The sequence below is a fragment of the [Clostridium] colinum genome (assembly GCF_940677205.1).
Lineage (GTDB): Bacteria > Bacillota > Clostridia > Lachnospirales > CAG-274 > Tyzzerella > Tyzzerella colina.
On the sequence record NZ_OW712331.1, the window covers coordinates 1,326,254 to 1,347,701 of the forward strand.

Here is a 21,448-nt window from a genome sequence, read left to right on the forward strand (position 1 = left end):
ATTTTCTATTTTTTATTTATAAAATATTTTTTAATTGTTTATATTTTTTATATCACTAAAAATAGTAAACAACCTATTATTAATCTCATTTTTTAGGCTCAAATCCTAATATTTTTTCCCAATAATTTTTCATTGTTGTAAGAGGAATTGAAACCTTAATACTATTTCTATCTTGAATTTCAAAATCTTTAGTAGGATTTTTATACACTTTGGATATATATAAACTTTTTTCATTTCTAGGTATAATCCAAATATAAACAGAAGTATTTTCTTTTTCATAATTTTCCAACTCATTTAATCTGTTAGATAAACCATATACATTCGAGCCTGGTAAAAATAAATTATCATCAAGAGAAATACTCGTTTCTTTTACATTTGCTGCTATTAATGAAACCTCATTACTATAATTTTGTACTTTATTATCCTCACTTACAATAAATCTTTTAGCTTCAAATGAATTTTCAGCATGTTTTGATTCTTCATCTAAGTTCATATAATAAGTTCCTAAAGCTCCTTCTGTATTCTTAATTGTAAGCTCTCCATAAATATCATAAGATGTAGCATTTGGCACTGGCTCCCAGCTTAAAATTCTATTTTCAAAATCTAATGTTGCACTTCCTTTTTCTTTTATATTTAAATTTTTATCATATATTGTCAATCGTAAAGTATTTTCTAATTTTTTCACTTCTTGCTCATTAGTAGTTAAAGTAATTTTACCTTGATCAAGTGTTTCAAATAAATCCGCATCTTTTGTTGTCTCTAAAATAACTTTATATTTACCAAGCCCTGCTGCTCTCATTTCTTTTCTAAAAGATACTTTATTATTTTCTACTTTTTTCTCTTTATTTTTTACAGTTACTTCGCTACCATCTGCTTTCTTCAATGTAGCTTTAAATTCTAGTTTTATATCTTCATGTAATTGTATATCACCTTTATCATCAAGCACTACTGTCTTATTTGGATAATATTTATCAATATCATTCATTATTTTCAATTCTTCTTGCAATTTTAGATATTTGCTATATTGAGCGTGCTTTTCTATTCTTTCTTTAAATTTATCTAATCTTACTAAATCTTTTAAATCTGTAATAGTTTTATCAATCTCTCTTCCATCTTCTACACTTACTTTATTTTCTAATTTTTTAAGAGATTCTTCCATTGATTTAAGATTTTTTTCTTCTGTTACATTAGCAAATACATCCGCTTGTTTGTTTACAAATTTAACAACCTTGCCCTCTTTATCTGCTTCTGCAACACCTATGTTTTTACCATTTGTAGTTTCAAAAGTATCATCATTTTGAATATCTATCCAACCTGTTGTATCATCTCCTATATTTGGTCTTTTTACTGGTTGGTCATTATCTGAAATTTTATATTTAAAGCTATTACCATCACCTGCTTGTGGAAGTTTAATTTTTGTTTTTTCATCTGTTGCTTCATCATCTTCAAAGCTAACACCCTCTAGTTCTGGAGCTAATCTATTTACTTTATTTGGTTTGTTTGTTCCATCACCTTTTATTTCTACTTTGTCAAATTCAGTTTCTGTATTTACATTTTCTACTATAACTGAACCATTTATTGTTACTTTTACATTATCCTGTAATACATTAACGTCTTTAACTATTCCATCTTCACCAGATACATTAATATCACTATATGTTTCTACAAGCTCTATTTTTGTATCTTTATTTGTTTTTATAAGGCAATCTTTTATATGTTGATTAACTTCTATTTTATCTATTGTTGTACTTTTTTCAACAGTAATTTTAGAATTATCTACATTTACTTTTACATTTCCCATTATACCACTTAAGTTTACTTCTTTATCTGTATAAATTTCTACAACTGGTTTTTGGCTTAATGGTAAAACGTCTATTTTACCCTCTCCACGTAACTCTATTTTAGGAGCTTTGTCTTTTATTACAAAAGTATTTTTTGCAACTGACTCTATAACTATTTTTTCAGATACTTCTACAGTATTTTCAATATGTGCTTTAGGTGCATTAATTATTATAGTATTAACTTTAGCACCTTCAGCCGAATCACTTAATATAATTTTTTTAGCCTCTGGAGCATTAATTTTTAAAGAGTTGATTCCTTTAGAATTTCCAAAATTAATTGTTAAATCTGTGTTACCTGTTCTAGTAACTTCAATGTCTCCTTGTATATCTCCAACAATGTTAATAATTCCTACTTCGTTGTTAGATATAGCCGCTTTTAATTCATCTTTGTTTTTAACTTCTTGTGTTTTGTTAGAAACTGTACCACTTCCTCCATTTCCACCATTATTTCCATTATTATTTCCACCATTATTTGTGCTATTGCTAAAATCATATCCTGTACCAGTTGTTGTGCTTGTTCTTAAATCATTTTGTGTATCTGCTGTATTTTTATTATTTTCTTTATTGCCTTCTTGTCCATTTTTTGCTTCTTTAACTTTATCTAATACAAAAACTGCTTCTGCTCTAGTTAGTGGTTGATTTGGCTTAAATGTTCCGTCTGGATAGCCTTTCATATATCCATTAGATACTACTTTTATAACTGCTTCATTAGCCCATGATGGTATTTCATTATTGTCTGAAAAACTAACACTTTCTTTGCTTTCTAAGTTTAATATATTAGAAAGTACTACTGCAACTTGTGCTCTTGTTACAATATCATTTGGTTTAAAGGTATTGTCTGGATATCCTTTTATATACCCTTCACCTGTAGCAATTGCAACTTCGTTATAATACCAACTATTTTCACTAACATCTGTAAAATTAGCATTTCCTTTGTTAGTAAAATTTAATCCTTTGTTTGCAACTGTAACAAATTCTGCACGCGTTATAGTATTGTTTGGTTTAAAGTTTCCATCTTCATATCCACTAATCAAACCATTATTTACCCATTTAGCAACAACATTTTCTGCCCAATGACCCTCTATGTCTTTTACATTTAATGTATTTGCATATGTAGTCATTGAAAAAGCTGCAACTAAAGTAGATATAGAAACAACTTTATTAAATGTTCTTAAATTTTTCTTCATATTTACACTCCTTAAAATACTTTTAAAATATAAATTTTATAATAATTAATTCATTATAAATGCCCTTATGTAACATATTAACTTTTTCTACTTATATTTTTACCCCATATAATATGTAAATACCTTTTTAATTATAAATCTGTGTATACAAAATATATAAAAAATTACTTTTAAAAAATATTATTATAACATATATATAGTTTTAATATAAAAATATTTTTTATATTTAAATATTAAGTTACAATATTGACTTTTATAAATAATATTAATTATAACATATTTTTATTAAAATTCAATATTTTTTATATATTTTTTTACTTATTTTCTTATCTGTCCATCACCAAAAACAATATATTTATAGGATGTTATTTCTTTTATACCCATAGGACCTCTAGCGTGTAATTTTTGTGTACTAATTCCTATTTCAGCCCCAAACCCAAACTGTTCTCCATCTGTAAATCTAGTAGAGGCATTTACATATGTAACAGCCGAATCTACCTCTTCAACAAATTTATTAGCATTACAATAATTTTCTGTAATAATAGCTTCTGAATGTCCTGTAGAATATTTTTCTATATGTTTTATAGCCTCTGTTATATTGTTTACACATTTTATAGCTAAGATATAATCTAAAAATTCTTCTTTCCAGTCTTCTTCTGTTGCTAGCTCTATTTCTTCATCTCTAGCTATATTTTTTACTACTTCATCTCCTTTAATTTTTACATTATATTCTTTTAATTTTTCTATTATTTTAGGTAGTACAGAATTAATAATATTTTTATGTATCATTAATGTTTCAAGAGAATTACAAACAGAAGGTCTTTGTACTTTAGCATTTAATACAATATCTATAGCCTTGTTTTCATCTGCATATTCATCAATAAATATATGACAATTCCCCACTCCTGTTTCTATAACAGGTATTGTGCTATTTTCTATAACTGCTTTTATAAGATTAGCTCCACCTCTAGGTATTAATAAATCAATATAATCATTCATTTTCATAAGCTTTGTAGTAGTTTCTCTATCTGTGCTTTCAATTAAAGTAATCATATTTTCATTATAACCCAACTCTTTTATAGCTTTCTTAAATATATCTACAATAGCTTTATTAGAATTTATAGCTTCTTTTCCACCTTTTAAAATAACAGCGCTTGAAGCCTTAAAGCACATAGCAAAAGCATCTGAAGTTACATTTGGTCTAGCTTCATATATAATACAAATAACACCCATAGCAACTCTTTTTTTACCAATCTTCAAACCGTTTGGTAAAACTTTCATATCCATATATTCATCTAATGGGTCGTTTAAATTAGCAACTTGTAAAATACCTTGTGCCATATTGTCTATTCGTTGCTCATTTAACATTATTCTGTCTAATAAACTTTGTTTTATATTATTTTTTTTTGCATTTTCTAAATCTATTTGATTAGCTTTTATTATATTTTCTTTTTCTTTTAAAAGTGCGTTGCTACAAGCTATTAATATATTATTTTTTTCAATAGATTTAAGTTTTGCTAAGTCTTTACTAGCTTTTTTTGCTCTTTCACATATTTTTGTAAGCTCCATAAAATCACCCCTTATCTTTTTCCAACAAATAATGTACCTATATTTTCACCAGTTAATATTTTAAATAATATACTAGCTTCTTTGCCACTAGCTACAATCATATCTGCTCCATTTTTATTAACTATTTTTGCAGAGCTAACCTTTGTTTTCATACCACCAGTACCTAAGCTACTGTTAGAGCCTTTTGCACTATTTTCTATATCATTATCTATTTTTGTTATTTCACTAATTATCTTTGCATCATTATATTTGTTGGGATCTTTTGTGTACATACCATCAATATCTGATAGTATTATTAATATATCGGCTTTAGCAATATCACAAACATATGCAGATAAAGTGTCATTATCCGAAAATCCTTCTATCTCATCTGTTGATATAGTGTCATTTTCATTTACAATAGGTATAACTCCCATCTCTAATAGTTTAAATAAAGTATTTTGAGCATTTTCTCTAGTTATACTATTATCAAAAACATCTTTTGTTAGTAATATTTGTGCTATTTTTTGGTTATATTTTGAAAAAAAGCTTTCATATATTTGCATCAAAACACCTTGACCAACAGCAGATGCCACTTGTTTTCCTATTATATCTCTAGGTCTTTCATCTAAAGACAATCTTTCGCTTCCAACAGCAATAGCACCAGATGATACTAATATAACCTTTTTACCCTGATTTCTAATATCTGATAAAACCCACGCTAAATTTTCTATAGCTTGTAAATTTATTTTACCATTTTTATGTGTTAAAGATGTAGTTCCAACCTTTACAACAACACTTTTATAATCTTTTATTCTTTCTCTAAAATTCATAATATTATTTCCTTTGTTAGTTTTAGCATATATATTAATATTATATATAATTTATTTTACTATTTCTTTTACTATGTTTTTAAACTGGTCTTTTATAAGATTATCACATTGTTCAATTCCCGACTTATATATATTAGCCAAATCTTTTGTTGTAGGTAATTCTGCTAAAAGTTTAACATTATTAGCTTCTAATAATTTATCTGTTTCTTCTCTATCATATATATAGATTTTCTCATTACAATGTGGACATAGTATATAACTCATATTTTCAACTACTCCATATATTTTTATATTCATTTTTTTAGCCATATTTATAGATTTAGTAACAATCATAGATACCATACTTTGAGGTACAGATACTATAATAAGTCCTGTTAAAGGTATAGATTGCATTACAGTTAAAGTTACATCGCCAGTTCCTGGAGGCATATCTATAATAAGATAGTCAAGCTCTTCCCATAAAACATCTGACCAAAATTGATTTACACAGTTGCTAAGTAAAGACCCTCTCCATATAACTGGTTGGTTTTCATCTTCTATTAAAAGATTTAATGATATAACTTTTATACCTTCTTTAGATACTACCGGTATAATCTCTCTTTCTGCCGTACCCATAGCACGTACGTCTTTGTCTATACCCAAAAGTCTAACAACGCTAGGGCCTGTAATATCTGCATCCAATATACCTACTTTATAGCCTTGGCTATTAAGCTCTTTTGCTAAAGTAACAGATACTGTGCTTTTACCAACGCCACCTTTACCACTCATTACACCAATAACATTTTTTATTTTATTTTTAGGGTTTACTTTTATCCCACAACTGTCTTCTTGTTTTCCACATCTACCTTTAGATGGACAAGAGTTACAATTTCCCATAATATCATCTCCTTAAATTTTTATTATTTATATCAATATTTATAATTTTATATTAATTAAAATTTGTTTTCTTAATAATATTAACAAATATACTATATATTGTCAAATGATAACTATTATTAAATCCTAGTATTGAAAATACATAAAAAATAACGTATAATAAAAAATAAAATATAAAGAGGTGTAAAATGCTTTTTAATTCCCTTACATTTTTGATATTTTTAGCAATAATATTAAGTTTATATTATATTATACCTAATAAATACAGATGGTATCTACTTTTAATAAGTAGTTGTATATTTTATATGGCTTGGAGAATAGAGTTTATTTTCTTAATTTTATTTTCTAGCTTTTTTAATTATTTTATAGGATTATTAATAGAAAAATATTACACCAAAAGTAAAACTATTTTAATATTTGGTTTGTTTATAAACTTTTTAATATTATTTATATTTAAATATAGTGTATTTATAAACCATTCTTTTATAACTTTATATAATTACCTTAATATTCCCTATCCTATCAAAAATTTTGACATAGTTTTACCAATGGGTATATCTTTTTATACATTTCAAGCTACAAGCTATATAATAGATATTTATAGAAAAAGATATAAAGCCGAAAAAAATATATTAAAAGTAAGTTTATATATAATGTTTTTTCCACAGTTAGTAGCAGGTCCAATAGAAAGAGCTGATAGGCTTTTAAATCAACTATTTAAAGAACATAAATTTAATACTAACAATATATCAACTGGTTTAAAAATAATGCTTATAGGATATTTTAAAAAAATAGTCATAGCAGATAGAGTTTCTATACTTGTTAATACTATTTACAACTCACCTTATAATTATAGTGGTATATCTTTTATTATAGCTACTGTATTTTTTGCAATACAATTATATTGTGACTTTAGTGGTTATTCTGATATAGCTATTGGCTGTGCTAAATTATTTGGTATAAACTTAATGGAAAACTTTAAAAGTCCTTATTTTTCAAAAAATGTGAAAGAATTTTGGACAAGATGGCATATCTCTTTATCCACTTGGTTTAAAGATTATTTATATATTCCTTTAGGTGGAAATAGAAAAGGCACAATAAGAACTTATTTTAATTTAATGATTACTTTTTTAGTAAGTGGTATATGGCACGGTGCTAATTGGACATTTCTTATTTGGGGTGGTTTAAATGGATTTTATCAAATTATTGGAGATTTAAAAAATAAATTTTTAAATTTTATAGGATTTAATATAAAAAATAAATATGTTGATAACTTTTTTAATATTTTTAGAATTATTATTACTTTTAGTTTAATATGTTTTTCTCTAATATTTTTTAGAGCAAACACAGTAAAAGATGGCTTTTATATAGTAAATAATTTATTTTCAGATATAACAAATATTACTAATATTCAATATTTATATAATATTTCAACAGAGCTTGGGCTTAATATTTTTGAAATATTAATGGTAACATCTTGTATAGCCTTACTATTTTTTATAGAAATTTTTGAATATAAACAAAGAATATATATTACATTAGACAAAATGCCTTTTTTTATAAAATTTATTTTCTATTATATAATAACTATAATTATACTTTCTATGGGGGTTTTTAGTGATGCCGGACAATTTATATACTTCCAATTTTAAATTAAATATAAAATTTATAATAAAAATATTTATATTTATATTATGTTTAATACCTATGATAAATTTTATAGGTAAAAAATATTCGTCTGCTAGTACAGAAAATATTATAAATGGTTTTAATAAAAAAAGATTTGAAGATTTTTACAATCTAAGTCCAAATAGCTTAGATATGGTATTTTTAGGTTCTTCTCATTCATATTGTACATTTGACCCCGAAATATTTGATAATAAACTTGGTATAAATAGCTTTCAGATGGGTATGCCTCTACAACACCCTGATTCTGCCTACTATACTTTAAGAGAAATTTTAAATTATCAAACACCTAAAGTAGTTGTTTTAGAAATATATTGGGATTTATTGCAAAATGACTTTGAGCTTAATCAAGTTAAAACTCTATTCCAAGTTTTAAATAATACTGATTTAAAAAATGAATATATAAAAAATGATTTTCCATTATCTGAAAAAATTAAATATAAAAATAATATTTTTAAATATCAAGAAGACTTTTTTGCATACAAAGGCAATGAATATAATAAAAAAATAAAAAATAAATTTAACTTAAAAGATAAAGACCGTAAAAAACAAATTGGTATTGAAGAATATCGTTCTAAAGGTTATGTATATTGTGATTATAAAATGTTAAATGATGAATATGATAAAACAAACCAATTTAAAAATTTAGACGGTAAAAATTTTAACTTTTCACAAACTCAAAAAGAATTTTTACTAAAAATTATTAACCTTTGCAAAGAAAATAACATTTCTTTAGTATTTGTTACTGCTCCTATTGCTAATGTATCTATGGATTATATCAAAAATTATGAATTTATATATAACCAAATTTCAGATTTTGCAAAGCAAAATAATATATTTTATATAGACTATAACTTAATAAATAAAGAAAAAAATCTTCTTACAAACGATAACTTTAGAGATGATGCCCACCTTAACGATAGTGGTGTAAAAATAGTTTCTAATGATTTTATAGATATTTTATTAAAAAATGATATAATACCATAAAATATTGACTTTACTATATGCCTATGTTATTATAAATATAGTTTTATTATAGGTTTTTAATATTAAGCAAGTTTTTTATATTTTATTAATTTTTCTAAAATTTAACGTACTACTTTTAGTATAGTTATGTTAAATTAAATAGTTGTTTTTATAATTTAAGCTTGGTTTTCCTCGCCTTTTATTTTTAATAATCATTTTTTAATATTGTACAGTATAAAAGTAAATATGTCATTTTTTAGTATTATTTTTAAATTTTAAAATTGTTACTTTCTATAAAGCTAACAGCTTGTAAATAATGTTAATTTTTCTATATAAAATTAAATATTTATTTTATCTTTAGGAGGATTTTTTTATGAAAAAAGGTACTGTAAAATGGTTTAATGAAGAAAAAGGCTTTGGTTTCATTACTGTAGAAGGAGAAAATGATGTTTTTGTACATTTTTCTGCTATCAACTCTGAAGGATACAAAACATTAAAAGAAGGTCAAGCTGTTGAATTTGAAATAGTTCAAGGTGAAAAAGGAGCTCAAGCTTCAAATGTGTGTTTAGTATAATAAAAAAACACTATATGTTTTAAAGCATATAGTGTTTTTTTATTATCTTCTATTATTTCTTTTTTTCTTATTATTTTTCATAGGTTTTAATGGTTTATTACTATATCCATATCTACTAAACCTTTTACGTTTTCTTTTACGTTTTACAACACTTTTAACAATAATCATTAATATAAAAAATAATATTAATAAAACTATTAATCCTATACCTATATATTTAACAATATTTAAAAATATTTTTGACATAGATTTTAATTTTTCTTTTTTTTCTAATTTTGCCTCGTCTATAATGTCTAATTTTGTTTCAGAAATAAGATTTACACTAGCTATAATATTGTCTTCATATAAAAAATCTAATGTTCCTACTTTATCTCCTATATTTATAGGCCCTAAAACTGGTTTAGGTATATTATCTACTTTTATTATTTTAGATACATCTACATTTTTAGGTAAATTTATTGATAAATTATCTTCTGCTAATAAATATATATCACCTAATGGTATTTCTTGTTCTTTAAATTTTTGAAATACAGGTACTTTGTTTTTATATCCTTCTTTATTAAAAATTTCTTTTTGCTCATAAGCCGAAAACCCATATTCAAATAGAGTTTTAGTATCATCATAAACTTTATAACCTTCATCTCTCATAACAACACTTATTAACTCTATATTATCTTTTTTAGCGTATGTTACTAATGTGTTTCCTGCTTCATTTGTAAATCCTGTTTTACCTCCTATACAATATTCATAATAATAAGGAGATGTTTTTAATATTAATTTATTAGAATTATTCAACACTCTTTCTTCATTTACTATATTAGTTGTAGATATTCTATAAGTTGGTGTATTTATATATTTAACAAACTCTTCGTTTTTTATAGCTTCTTTCATTATTAATGCCATATCATAGCTTGTTGTATAATGGTTATCATCGTGAAATCCATGTGGATTAACAAAATGTGTATTTTTAGCACCTAATTTTTGTGCACGTTTATTCATAAGCTCTACAAAATCTTCCACATTTCCAGATATATGCTCTGCTATAGCCATACAAACTTCATTTGCAGATGCTAATAAAACTCCGTGTAAGGCTTGTTCCATTGTTATCTGTTCATTTTCTCTCATACCTATATGGCTACTTCCTGGACCTATGTTATAAACTGCATTATGAGAATGTGTTAATATATCTGTTGGGTTAGTATTTTCTATTGCTAATAAAGCTGTCATTATTTTTGTTGTACTGGCTGGATAAGACTTTTCATCTTTATTTTTCTCATATATTACAATTCCTGTTTTAGCATCTATTAAAACTGCTGATTTAGCTGTTAAATTTAACATATCATTTGCTTCTTCTTGCTCTGTTATTTGTTCTGTTGTTTCATCTGTTTTTTCGTTCTCTATTATTTCATTTGTTTCGCTTACTTCACTTGTTTCATTTCCAAAAACATAAAATACACTGGTATTTAAAAAGAAAATGGTATATAATAGTATAAAACAAGTAAATTTTTTTAAAATAGTATAAAAATTCATAAATGTAACCTCTTCCTTAAGCTATTATAATTTGGTTAAAAATTAACATTTTTTTATTATATAATATTTTATATATAAATTCAATATTTTTAAAACACAATTAAGGAGTTTTTATGAAAAATAAATATACCATATTATTAATAATATTATGTTTTTTATTTAGTTGTATTTATATTACAAGTGCTACTTGTAATAATGATAATAATAATTTTTCTATAAATGCTAATCAAATAACAGATGAATTTTATAAAAATTTAAATACAAAAGAAAATAACTTTTTATATAATAATTTAACAACTAATAATAAAAAAACTATTGACAAACATATAAATAATATACAAAATAATAATAGCCTTATAAATATAAATACAGCTGATAAAGAAACTTTAAAAACATTACCTAATATAGGTGATACTATTGCTAAAAATATTATAGAATATAGAGAAAATGTTTCTTTATTTTATAATATATCTGATATAAAAAATGTAAGCCGTATTGGTGATAAAACATATGAAAAAATTAAAAATTTAATAACTGTTGATTGAGGAGATAACATATGGACAGAAATATTTTAGTTGTTGATGATGAAAAACTTATTGTTAAAGGTATTAAATTTAGCCTAGAACAAGAAGGTATGAACGTAGATGTTGCTTATGATGGAGAAGAAGCTCTACGTCTTTCTAAAGAAAAAGAATATAGCCTTATACTATTAGATGTAATGCTTCCAAAAATAGATGGTCTTACTGCTTGTCAAATGATAAGAGAATTTTCTAATGTTCCAATAATAATGGTAACTGCTAAAGGTGAAGATATGGATAAAATAATGGGGCTTGAATATGGGGCTGATGACTATATTACAAAACCTTTTAACATATTAGAGCTTAAAGCAAGAATAAAGTCCATTTTAAGAAGAAGTGTAAGAAAAGTTGATATAACTCCACAAAATAAAAATATTATAAAATTTAGAGATATAGAAATAAACACAGAATCTAGACGTACATTTATAAATCAAAAAGAAATAAATCTTACAGCAAAAGAATTTGACTTACTAGAGTTGTTTATGAAAAATGTAGGAAAAGTCTATAGCCGTGAAAACCTTCTAGACACTGTTTGGGGCTATGGCTACCCTGCCGATGCTAGAAGTGTTGATGTTCACGTTAGACGCCTTAGAGAAAAAGTTGAAGAGTGTCCTAGTGAGCCAAAATATATTCATACAAAATGGGGAGTTGGTTATTATTTACAGTAATAAACCGGTAAAATGGTATCAAAGTCTTAGAGCAAAACTTTTTATATGTTTTTTTATTATAAGTTTTTTTCCTTTAGTATTTTTCTCTAACACAATGAAAAATACTATGGAGTCGTATTTTAAAAATGTTGAAGAACGAGATTTATTATATCAAGCTAATAAAATAGCTGTTATGATACAAGAAGGTTCATATTTATCAAATGTAGATAAACAATCTGAACTTTTGGATATTTTACAAGAAAAAAGCATTGAAGAAAATTTTAGAATATTAATTATAAATAATCAAGGTATTGTTATTTTAGATTCTAACAATTTAGATGTTGGCAAAACTTTTCTAACTTCTGAAATTTTATTAGCATTAGAAGGTAAAAATGCTTCTAATTATCATAAAGATAAAGGTGTTATTTATTCTTCTAGCTATATAGAAGAAAAATTTACACATAAAAAAGGTGTTGTTTTATTAGTATCTTCTTTTGAAGATTCTCAAGCTTTAATAGATGGTGTTTCTCAAAAATGGTTTATGCTAACTATATTTATAAGTATAATTATAGGCATATTTGTATTTTTCACCTCTGAAATTGTAATCACACCTCTAAAAAAAATTCTAAAAAGCATAAATGAAATAACTGATGGTCAATTACACCAAAGAGTAAAAATAAACGGCAATAATGAAATATCTCAATTAGGTGAAGCTTTTAATGCTATGACAGAAAAATTAGAACAAATAGATACTTCAAGACAAGAATTTGTTTCTAATGTTTCTCATGAGTTAAAAACTCCTCTTAGCTCTATAAAAGTTTTAAGCGATTCTATCCTTTTACAAGAAGATATACCTTCTGAAATGTATATAGAATTTTTACAAGATATAAATTCTGAAATAGATAGAATGACTGAAATAGTAAATAATCTTTTAGCTTTAGTTAAGCTAGATTATAGAGAAGCAGGTCTTAATATATCTGAAAGTGACCTTAATACAATGTTAGATGATATATTAAAAAGATTAACACCTTTAGCAGAACAAAAAAATATCTCTTTATCTAAAGAATACTTAAAAAATGTAATTGTAGAAGCCGATGAAATGAAATTTAGCTTAGCAATATCTAACCTTGTAGAAAACGCTATAAAATATACTCACCCTGAAGGTAGTGTTAAAGTAGTTTTAGACTGCGACCATCAAAATGCATTTATAACAGTATCTGATACTGGTATAGGCATTAACGATGAAGAACAAACAAAAATATTTAATAGATTTTATAGAGTAGATAAAACTCGTGACAGAGAAACAGGTGGCACTGGCCTTGGCTTATCTATTACCCACTCTACTGTTATACTTCATAAAGGTAGTATAAAAGTTTCTAGTAAAGAAGGCGAAGGTTCTACATTTGTTGTAAGAATTCCTATAAAATTTACTGATAAACAAGAATAAATACTAGGAGGAAATATGAAAAATAATAAAAAACTATTTCTATTTGGTGTAATTTTTGTAATAATGTCTATTGTTTTAATAACTCTTATTTCTATAACATCTAATGAAAAAAAGGATACTTTAAAAAATATTTCTATTTATTATTATGATAAAGTAAATAATAATCTTGTACCAGAAGAAAAAAAAGTAGAAATAAATAAAGATACTTTTGTAAATAACATATTTGAAGAAATGAAACTCCCTTCAAAATCTACAAATTTAAAATCTGTTGTTCCAGAAAATGTATCCTTACTAGATTATAATATAAGTAATAATACATTATATTTAAACCTTTCTAAAAATTATAACTTTCTTTCAGATATAGAACAATTAATATTTAAAGCCGGTTTAGTTTGGACTATGACAGAAGTTAATTTTATTAATAATATAAAAATATTAGTAGATAATAAAGAAATTGTATATGGTGATAATATTATTTTATTAAATAGAAATAACACTATTTTAAATCCTTTTATATCTCCAGATAAAATAGAACAAGAAAAAGTTATTCTCTATTTTGCAAACAATGATAATAAATTAGTAGCAGAAAGTAGAAATATAGAATTTAAACAAAATAAAAGTATGGAATGGCATATTGTAGAAGAGCTTATAAATGGTCCTAAAATGCAAGAAAATATTAAAACTTTACCTTCCGAAACAAAAATTAGAAATGTAAAAACAGAAGACAGTATATGTTATGTAGATTTAACCTCAGACTTTATAAATAAATTATCAAATAATGAAGAGCAAGAAAGGCTTGCTATATATTCTATCGTAAATTCTTTAACAAACCTTTCTAATGTTAATAAAGTACAAATTTTAATAGAGGGTGAAAAAATAAATATTTTTAAAGCTAATATAGATGTTAGCCAGCCTATAGGGCGTTATGAAAATATTATAGAAAATAATACCTTAAACAATTTAGGAGATAAAAAAGATTAATATAAATCTTTTATTATTTAATGCTTATGAAAAGACCGCTATTATTTATTCTTATATTTTTAATTTTAGGTATATTAATTGGAAACTTTATAAATGGCTTTTTGGTAATAGTTTTATTTTTTGTGTTATTATTAATATCTTTATACCTTTCTAAGCTATACAAAATAAAGTTTCCAAAATATTTAATATTGTTTACTTTATTAGGTTATTATTTAATTTATTTAAACAATACTACATATAATTTAAAGGAAAAGGATAAAATTAATGCTATTGGATATGTTAAAAATATAGAAAATACATCTAATAATAAATATAAATTCATATTAAAAACTGTATCAATAAATAATAAAAATGAAAACTTAAATATTCTTGTATATACTGATAATTTAAATAATATAAAATATGGTGCTAAAATATCTATTAATGGAACTATATACTATCCTAATAAAAAATCAAATCCAAATAGTTATGATGAAGAACTAAATTTTAAAATAAATGATATAACATATAAAATGTATGCAGAAAATATTAATATATTAAAGTATAATAAATTTAAACTTTATTTATCTAACCTTAAAGATAATATATGTAATATTTATGATGATATTTTGCCTATTACAGAAAGTAATATTTTAAAGGCTATGATTTTAGGCGAAAAACAATTTTTAGATAATAACACTATAGATTTATACAAAACATCTGGTATATATCATATATTAGCAATTTCCGGTCTTCATATAGCAACTTTATCAATTTTTTTAACTAAACTATTCAAACTACTATATAATCGTTTTAGATATATATTAGTTATTATAGTTTTAATTTTTTATTGTATATTTACTGGAGCTAGTTTATCAACAGTAAGAGCAACTATTATGTGTATAACTGTTTTAATAGGCCATATGATTTATAGAAGTCTAGATTTTATATCTTCTATTAGTTTATCTGCTATAATTTTACTTATTAAAAATCCTTATTATATTTTTGATATTGGATTTTTATATTCTTATACATCTGTATTTTCTATAGCGTTTTTAGGTGGACGAATTTGTCAGTTATATAATTTAAAAGGTATATTTAAATCTTTTATTATATCATTTTTTGTATGCTTATCTATAAAACCTATAACTGCTTATTATTTTTATAATATTACTATTTTAGATACACTGTTAAATATAATTATTATACCTTTTATGTCTATTGTTATTATTATTGGATTTTTAACAACTATTATAGGTATTTTTAGCATACCTCTTTCAAAGTTTTTAATAGGTAGTGTATATTATATACTTAGATTTTTTACATATATTTGTAAAGTAGTTGAAAATATGAATTTTAATAATATATTAATAGGTAAACCATCTATTTTTGTTATATTAGGTCTTTATATTATGCTAATTTTTATAGCTTATGCATTTTACGATAAATACCTTTTAAGAAAAAGAAAAAAATTTATAAATATTGGTATGATAATATTTATAATATCTATGTTTTTATCAAGTTTTATACCTAAACCATTTAATATAACTATGTTAGATATTGGTCAAGGTGATAGTATTGTTGGCATAAATAATAATAGTACATTTTTAATAGACGGTGGCGGTAATAAAAGTTATTCTGTTGGAGAAAATATTATTTTACCTTATCTAAAAAGCAAAGGTATTAAATCTCTTGATTTTGTTTTTGTAACACATAATGATACGGACCACATAAAAGGTATAATAGAAATTTTAGATAAAATTAATATAAAAAATTTATTCTTACCCCTAAATAATACTATAGATGAAAATTATAAAAATCTTTTAATAACTGCTAAAAATGAAAACATACCTATATATTTTTTACAAGCTGGAGATAAACTTATATTAGATAAAAACATTGAATTTGATATACTCCACCCTAACAAAAATTTCTATAATAAAGATGATAATAATAATTCTATTGTCTTAAAATTAAAATATAAAAATCATTCTATTTTATTTACTGGTGATATAGAAAAAGAAGCCGAAAAATTTTTAGTAGATAATAATTTAAATTTATCTGCAAATATACTTAAAATAGCTCATCATGGCTCTAAAACTTCTACAACAAAAGAATTTTTAAATAAAGTAAACCCTAATATAGCTTTAATATCTTGTAAAAAAGATAATATATATAATCACCCTAGCGAAGAAACTATAAATATTCTCACTGAAAATAATATTTATATTTATAGAACAGATAAAAACAAAGCTATATCTATAAATTTTTATAAAAATAAATATAAAATTAAATGTATAGAAAATACCTCTTGGGAGAGATAATATTGAAAACTTTAGATAATCATATAAAAAATAAAACATTTTCAAATATATATATTATATTTGGTGAAGAAAACTATTTAAAAAATACTTATGAAAAAAAACTAATATCTAGCATTGTAAACGAAGATTTAAAAATGATGAATTTTATATCCTTTGAAGGTAAAAATATAAATATATCTGAAATAATAGATGCTTGTGATACATTACCTTTTATGAATTCATATAGATTAGTTATTTTAAAAAATACTAGCTTACTTTACAATGGTAAAAAAGATGACTTAACTATTTTAGAAGAATATTTAAAAACTTTACCTAAAACTACTATATTAGTTTTTCTGGAAGAAAAAATAGATAAAAAATTAAAAATTTTTAAAACAATATCTAAAATAGGCTCTATACACCATATTAATACGTTATCTGAAAATGAACTTATTGATTGGATATTTAATATATTTAAAGATAATAATAAAAACATAACACCAAAAGAAAGTTTGTATATAATAAGAAACATTGGTTGCAATATGGAAATATTACTAAATGAAATAAATAAATTAATCTCGTTTAGTAATTCACAAACAATAACCATAAATGATATAGATTCTATTTGTACTAAATCTGTTGAAAGTAAAATATTTGATTTAATAAACTTTATGGCTAATAAAAATGTTGATAAAGCTATAAGTATGTATAAAAATTTAATATTTAATAAAACTTCACCTTTTGTTGTTTTAAATATGATTTACAGACAATTTAAAATTATATTACAATGTAAATATTTATATAATAAAAATTATAATGTATCTACTATTGCTTCTGAAATTAATATACATAGTTTCATAGTTAAAGATGCTCTTAAACAAAGTAAAAACTTTTCTATAAAGACATTATTACAGGCTCTAAATGAATGTTTAGAAATAGATAATAATATAAAAACTGGTAAAATAGAAGATGAACTAGCAGTAGAGTTATTAATAATAAAGTATGCAACTATATAATAAATACTTGCAAAATCTAACTAAATCATTTAAAATGGTATATATTGATTGTTAGTATATCTAAGAAAGAGGTGACTTTATGGACACTATTCCACAGCATTATTTTATAAAAACTTTTAAAATTTTAATATTGTCCATAAAATAGGTTACTTTTCTATAAATATATAGTTGTTTCCTACATTTAATATGGACTTGAAGGAGGAAACAAAATGATAAAAATGTATATAACTTCAAATAATGAAATTGTAGAAACAGATACTATTGTAGATGGCGTTTGGATAAATATGGTAAACCCAACTTTAAAAGAAGTTAATGAAATTGCTACTACTTTAAATGTTGATGTTGATTTCATAAATGCAGCTCTAGATGAAGAAGAACGCTCAAGAATAGAAATAGATGATGATAATAACCATTTTTTAATATTAGTAGATACTCCTTGTATATCTAAAGATAGAGAATCTAATATATATGAAACTTTACCTATTGGTATTATATCTACCGATAAAGCCATTATTACTGTATCTCTTAACGATACTTTAGTTTTAGAACCGTTTATTAAAAATCGTGTTAAAACTTTCTACACATACAAAAGAGCTAGATTTATTTTACAAATATTATATAAAAATGCTTCTTTATATTTATATTTTTTAAAAAGAATTGATAAACAAAGTAACATTATAGAAAATGAGCTTCATAAATCTATGAAAAATAAAGAACTTATACAACTTTTAACACTAGAAAAAAGTTTAGTATATTTTTCTACTTCTTTAAAATCTAATGAATTAGTTATGGAAAAACTTTTAAGATATGACTTTATAAAAAAATATGATGAAGATAAAGAACTTCTAGAAGATACTATTATAGAAAACAAACAAGCAATAGAAATGGCAAAAATTTATAGTGATATATTAGCAGGTACAATGGACGCCTTTGCCTCTATTATATCTAATAATTTAAATATTGTTATGAAAGTATTAACATCTATAACTATTATTATGGCCATACCTACTATTGTATCTAGCTTTTTTGGTATGAACGTTCCAGTGCCTTTTTCAGATAATCCCCTTGCATTTTTATGGATTATATTAGGTTCTGTTGGTATATGTTTACTTGTTGTAAAAATTATGTCTAAGAAAGATATGTTTTAAAAATTATTTTAAATATATAAAAAAAGGTATGATATTATTTCATACCTTTTTTATATATAGTACTATAAATATGGACTTTCCGCTCTTGCTTTTAACCTTTGCCATCTTCTGTCTGTTTCTTCTTGTATGCTATCTATTATATAATTATATTTTTCATTTTTTAAGTGTTTTGTTCTACCCATTTTAAACAAAAACTCTTTAATAGGTATTTTTTCATTTTTATCTTCTGGATTATAATTTATTTTAGTTATCCCCTGTTCTATTTCATATAAAGGATGATAACAACTTTTTACAGCACTTTCTATTACTTCTCTTTCATATTGAGGCTCATCTCCCCAATTTAAAGGACAAGCAGATAAACATTTTATATAAGCTAATCCAAATTTTTTACTATATTCTTGAGCTTTTCTTGCTTTTCTTACAAAATCTGTTATATGACTTTCTGCAACTGTTGCAACATATGGTATATTAGTGGCTGCAAATATTTGTGGGTTATCTTTATGAAATATTTGTTTACCATACTCACATTCTCCAATATGACTTGTAGAACTTCTAGCTCCTTTTGGAGTAGAATATGAGTATTGATAACCAGTATTCATATATCCACCGTTATCATATTCAAATATTATCATATTATGATTTCTTATAGCTGTGCTTAAAGCAGACCCAAGCCCTATATCAAGTCCACCATCACCAGATACCATTATAAATGTTATATCTTCATCTAACATTTCTCCTCTTTTTTTCTTTTCATTGTACATTTCTAAAAGTCCTGATAATGTGGCAGCACCATTTTGAAAAAGATTATGAACATAATTTACTTTAAAAGATGTTTTAGGATAGCAAGTGGTAACAACCATTCCACAACCAGTTTGGAAAAGTAAAACTACATTTCCTTCTATTCCACTTAATAAAAGATTTAAATTAACAGGTATTCCACAACCTGGGCAAGCTCCGTGTCCTGGAGCTAATCTTTTAGGCATAGCTGTTATATCTTTTATATTACCACCTGTAACATTAAATGTTTTTGTTTCTTCATTATACTCTGCATTTGTTATGTTAAGTTTTATATCTTCTAATTTTATTGGTTTAAAAAAGTTAGTTTGTTGATTGTCTAAATTCCCTTCATATTTTCCTAAATAGTCAAATCTTTTTGTTTCAGTTCCCTCAATACAAGAAAAAGCCTCTTCAAATAATTTTAATCCATCTTCTACATAAAAATCTTTACCACTAATCCCGTATATACGAGTTATTACTTTTGTGTTTAATTCCTTTTCTTGTAAACTAGCTTTTATTTCTATACTCATATTTCCACCATTAGCTCCATAGCTATCTTGTCTATCAAGACATATTAAAAGCTTAGTATCTTTACATATTTCATATATGTCATTGGTTATCCACGGGCGTAAAACTTTAAGAGTAAAAGCCCCTGCTTTTTTACCTTCTTTTCGCATTTTGTCTACGGCATCTTTAACAGTTTCAAAAGTAGACCCTAAAGCAAATATAATAACATCTGCATCTTTTGTTAAATATCCTTCAGATGTTTTATATTCTCTTCCCGATATTTCCTTATACTCTTCAAAAAGCTTTGGTAAATAATCTTTAGCCTCTTCCATAGCTAAACTTAATTGAAACTTATTGTTTATTAAATCAGGCTCATTCATATAAGACCCTATTGTTATAGGGTTATTCATATTAAGTGCCGTATAATCTCTTTTACATTCCCCTATAAAATTTTGTACATCTTTATCATCATCAAAAATATGTGCTTTTTTCTTTTGATGACTAGTAAAAAATCCATCAAAAGCTACTATTACTGGTAAATTTACTTTTTCTGCTAATTTTAGGCCTATTATATTAAAATCATATACTTCTTGGTTATCTTTTGCAAAAAGTATTATCCAACCTGTATTTAAAGTATACATTATATCACTATGGTCTCCTTTTATAGATAAAGGGCCAGACACTGTCCTACAAGCAACATTTAAAACCATAGGAAACCTAGTACCAGATTGAACTGGTAATTGTTCTAAGCTATATAAAAGCCCATTAGCACTTGTAGCACTAAATACTCTACCTCCACCTACAGATGCTCCATAGCATATCCCTAATGCACTATGCTCACCTTCTGCTGCTATTAGTTTGGTTTGGCTTTCTCCATTAGCTATCATATAATCCAAATTTTCAGCTATCTGTGTAGATGGTGTTATTGGATAATATCCCATTATATGATAATTTATTTGTTTACAAGCTATACTTGCAAGCTCGTTACCACTTTCAAATATGACTTTTTGTTTAAGCATATCTT

Annotated in this window: 16 protein-coding genes; 10 read left to right on the plus strand and 6 right to left on the minus strand. The window is 24.4% G+C overall.

The window, feature by feature from the left end; all coding sequences use genetic code 11:
• Positions 1–85 precede the first annotated feature (85 nt).
• From NBW53_RS06595 to NBW53_RS06610, 4 genes are all read right to left on the minus strand, one after another.
• Positions 86–3,028: an S-layer homology domain-containing protein gene (locus NBW53_RS06595; RefSeq protein WP_250277474.1), complete on the minus strand. Its 2,943-nt coding sequence runs from the start codon at positions 3,026–3,028 to the stop codon at positions 86–88.
• 318 nt (positions 3,029–3,346) lie between these two features.
• Positions 3,347–4,597 (minus strand): glutamate-5-semialdehyde dehydrogenase, encoded by a 1,251-nt coding sequence (locus NBW53_RS06600; RefSeq protein WP_250277475.1) that lies wholly within the window; start codon positions 4,595–4,597, stop codon positions 3,347–3,349.
• A gap of 11 nt (positions 4,598–4,608) precedes the next feature.
• Positions 4,609–5,409, minus strand: coding sequence for a glutamate 5-kinase (gene proB, locus NBW53_RS06605; protein WP_250277476.1), 801 nt, complete (start codon positions 5,407–5,409; stop codon positions 4,609–4,611).
• Between the two features lie 51 nt (positions 5,410–5,460).
• Complete coding sequence (locus NBW53_RS06610) at positions 5,461–6,285, minus strand: Mrp/NBP35 family ATP-binding protein (protein WP_250277478.1); 825 nt, start codon at positions 6,283–6,285, stop codon at positions 5,461–5,463.
• 188 nt (positions 6,286–6,473) lie between these two features.
• Here NBW53_RS06610 and NBW53_RS06615 point away from each other — a divergent pair, with 188 nt between their 5' ends.
• The 3 genes from NBW53_RS06615 to NBW53_RS06625 all read left to right on the plus strand — a co-directional run bounded on the left by NBW53_RS06615 (position 6,474) and on the right by NBW53_RS06625 (position 9,511).
• Positions 6,474–7,937, plus strand: coding sequence for an MBOAT family O-acyltransferase (locus NBW53_RS06615; protein WP_250277479.1), 1,464 nt, complete (start codon positions 6,474–6,476; stop codon positions 7,935–7,937).
• A 55-nt stretch (positions 7,938–7,992) separates the two neighbouring features.
• Positions 7,993–8,958, plus strand: coding sequence for a hypothetical protein (locus NBW53_RS06620; RefSeq protein WP_250277480.1), 966 nt, complete (start codon positions 7,993–7,995; stop codon positions 8,956–8,958).
• Positions 8,959–9,310: 352 nt separating this feature from the next.
• Positions 9,311–9,511, plus strand: coding sequence for a cold-shock protein (locus NBW53_RS06625; RefSeq protein WP_250277481.1), 201 nt, complete (start codon positions 9,311–9,313; stop codon positions 9,509–9,511).
• A 42-nt stretch (positions 9,512–9,553) separates the two neighbouring features.
• On the opposite strand, the gene NBW53_RS06630 is transcribed toward NBW53_RS06625, so the two are convergent.
• The gene (locus NBW53_RS06630; RefSeq protein WP_250277482.1) at positions 9,554–11,041 is read right to left on the minus strand and encodes a D-alanyl-D-alanine carboxypeptidase family protein; all 1,488 of its coding nucleotides are present in this window, start codon (positions 11,039–11,041) and stop codon (positions 9,554–9,556) included.
• A gap of 113 nt (positions 11,042–11,154) precedes the next feature.
• On the opposite strand from NBW53_RS06630, the gene NBW53_RS06635 reads away from it, so the two are divergent.
• From NBW53_RS06635 to NBW53_RS06665, 7 genes are all read left to right on the plus strand, one after another.
• Positions 11,155–11,586, plus strand: a complete 432-nt coding sequence (locus tag NBW53_RS06635) for a ComEA family DNA-binding protein (RefSeq protein WP_250277483.1) — start codon at positions 11,155–11,157, stop codon at positions 11,584–11,586.
• Between the two features lie 11 nt (positions 11,587–11,597).
• On the plus strand, positions 11,598–12,287 hold the full coding sequence (locus NBW53_RS06640) for a response regulator transcription factor (protein WP_250277484.1): 690 nt from the start codon (positions 11,598–11,600) through the stop codon (positions 12,285–12,287).
• Positions 12,288–12,381: 94 nt separating this feature from the next.
• Positions 12,382–13,713 carry a sensor histidine kinase gene (locus tag NBW53_RS06645; RefSeq protein ID WP_250277485.1) on the plus strand — a complete coding sequence of 444 codons (1,332 nt, stop codon included), beginning with the start codon at positions 12,382–12,384 and terminating at the stop codon, positions 13,711–13,713.
• Positions 13,714–13,728: 15 nt separating this feature from the next.
• Positions 13,729–14,694 carry a GerMN domain-containing protein gene (locus NBW53_RS06650; RefSeq protein ID WP_250277486.1) on the plus strand — a complete coding sequence of 322 codons (966 nt, stop codon included), beginning with the start codon at positions 13,729–13,731 and terminating at the stop codon, positions 14,692–14,694.
• A gap of 26 nt (positions 14,695–14,720) precedes the next feature.
• Complete coding sequence (locus tag NBW53_RS06655; protein ID WP_250277487.1) at positions 14,721–16,997, plus strand: DNA internalization-related competence protein ComEC/Rec2; 2,277 nt, start codon at positions 14,721–14,723, stop codon at positions 16,995–16,997.
• Positions 16,998–16,999: 2 nt separating this feature from the next.
• Entirely contained in the window at positions 17,000–17,992 is a 993-nt protein-coding gene (gene holA, locus NBW53_RS06660) for a DNA polymerase III subunit delta (protein ID WP_250277488.1), read from the plus strand.
• Between the two features lie 209 nt (positions 17,993–18,201).
• Positions 18,202–19,140 (plus strand): magnesium transporter CorA family protein, encoded by a 939-nt coding sequence (locus NBW53_RS06665; RefSeq protein WP_250277489.1) that lies wholly within the window; start codon positions 18,202–18,204, stop codon positions 19,138–19,140.
• A 62-nt stretch (positions 19,141–19,202) separates the two neighbouring features.
• Here the strand turns inward: NBW53_RS06665 and NBW53_RS06670 are convergent, their stop codons facing one another.
• Positions 19,203–21,443, minus strand: coding sequence for a thiamine pyrophosphate-dependent enzyme (locus NBW53_RS06670; protein WP_250277490.1), 2,241 nt, complete (start codon positions 21,441–21,443; stop codon positions 19,203–19,205).
• Positions 21,444–21,448: the final 5 nt, after the last annotated feature.

Excerpts from the sequence above, each read along its gene's own strand:
- NBW53_RS06640 (WP_250277484.1), top strand. The coding sequence starts at position 11,598 with ATGGACAGAAATATTTTAGTTGTTGATGATGAAAAACTTATTGTTAAA.
- NBW53_RS06610 (WP_250277478.1), bottom strand. The coding sequence starts at position 6,285 with ATGGGAAATTGTAACTCTTGTCCATCTAAAGGTAGATGTGGAAAACAA.
- NBW53_RS06665 (WP_250277489.1), top strand. The coding sequence starts at position 18,202 with ATGATAAAAATGTATATAACTTCAAATAATGAAATTGTAGAAACAGAT.
- NBW53_RS06635 (WP_250277483.1), top strand. The coding sequence starts at position 11,155 with ATGAAAAATAAATATACCATATTATTAATAATATTATGTTTTTTATTT.
- NBW53_RS06630 (WP_250277482.1), bottom strand. The coding sequence starts at position 11,041 with ATGAATTTTTATACTATTTTAAAAAAATTTACTTGTTTTATACTATTA.
- NBW53_RS06670 (WP_250277490.1), bottom strand. The coding sequence starts at position 21,443 with ATGCTTAAACAAAAAGTCATATTTGAAAGTGGTAACGAGCTTGCAAGT.
- NBW53_RS06645 (WP_250277485.1), top strand. The coding sequence starts at position 12,382 with ATGAAAAATACTATGGAGTCGTATTTTAAAAATGTTGAAGAACGAGAT.
- NBW53_RS06625 (WP_250277481.1), top strand. The coding sequence starts at position 9,311 with ATGAAAAAAGGTACTGTAAAATGGTTTAATGAAGAAAAAGGCTTTGGT.
- NBW53_RS06650 (WP_250277486.1), top strand. The coding sequence starts at position 13,729 with ATGAAAAATAATAAAAAACTATTTCTATTTGGTGTAATTTTTGTAATA.
- proB (WP_250277476.1), bottom strand. The coding sequence starts at position 5,409 with ATGAATTTTAGAGAAAGAATAAAAGATTATAAAAGTGTTGTTGTAAAG.
- NBW53_RS06620 (WP_250277480.1), top strand. The coding sequence starts at position 7,993 with ATGATAAATTTTATAGGTAAAAAATATTCGTCTGCTAGTACAGAAAAT.
- NBW53_RS06655 (WP_250277487.1), top strand. The coding sequence starts at position 14,721 with ATGAAAAGACCGCTATTATTTATTCTTATATTTTTAATTTTAGGTATA.
- NBW53_RS06595 (WP_250277474.1), bottom strand. The coding sequence starts at position 3,028 with ATGAAGAAAAATTTAAGAACATTTAATAAAGTTGTTTCTATATCTACT.
- NBW53_RS06615 (WP_250277479.1), top strand. The coding sequence starts at position 6,474 with ATGCTTTTTAATTCCCTTACATTTTTGATATTTTTAGCAATAATATTA.
- NBW53_RS06600 (WP_250277475.1), bottom strand. The coding sequence starts at position 4,597 with ATGGAGCTTACAAAAATATGTGAAAGAGCAAAAAAAGCTAGTAAAGAC.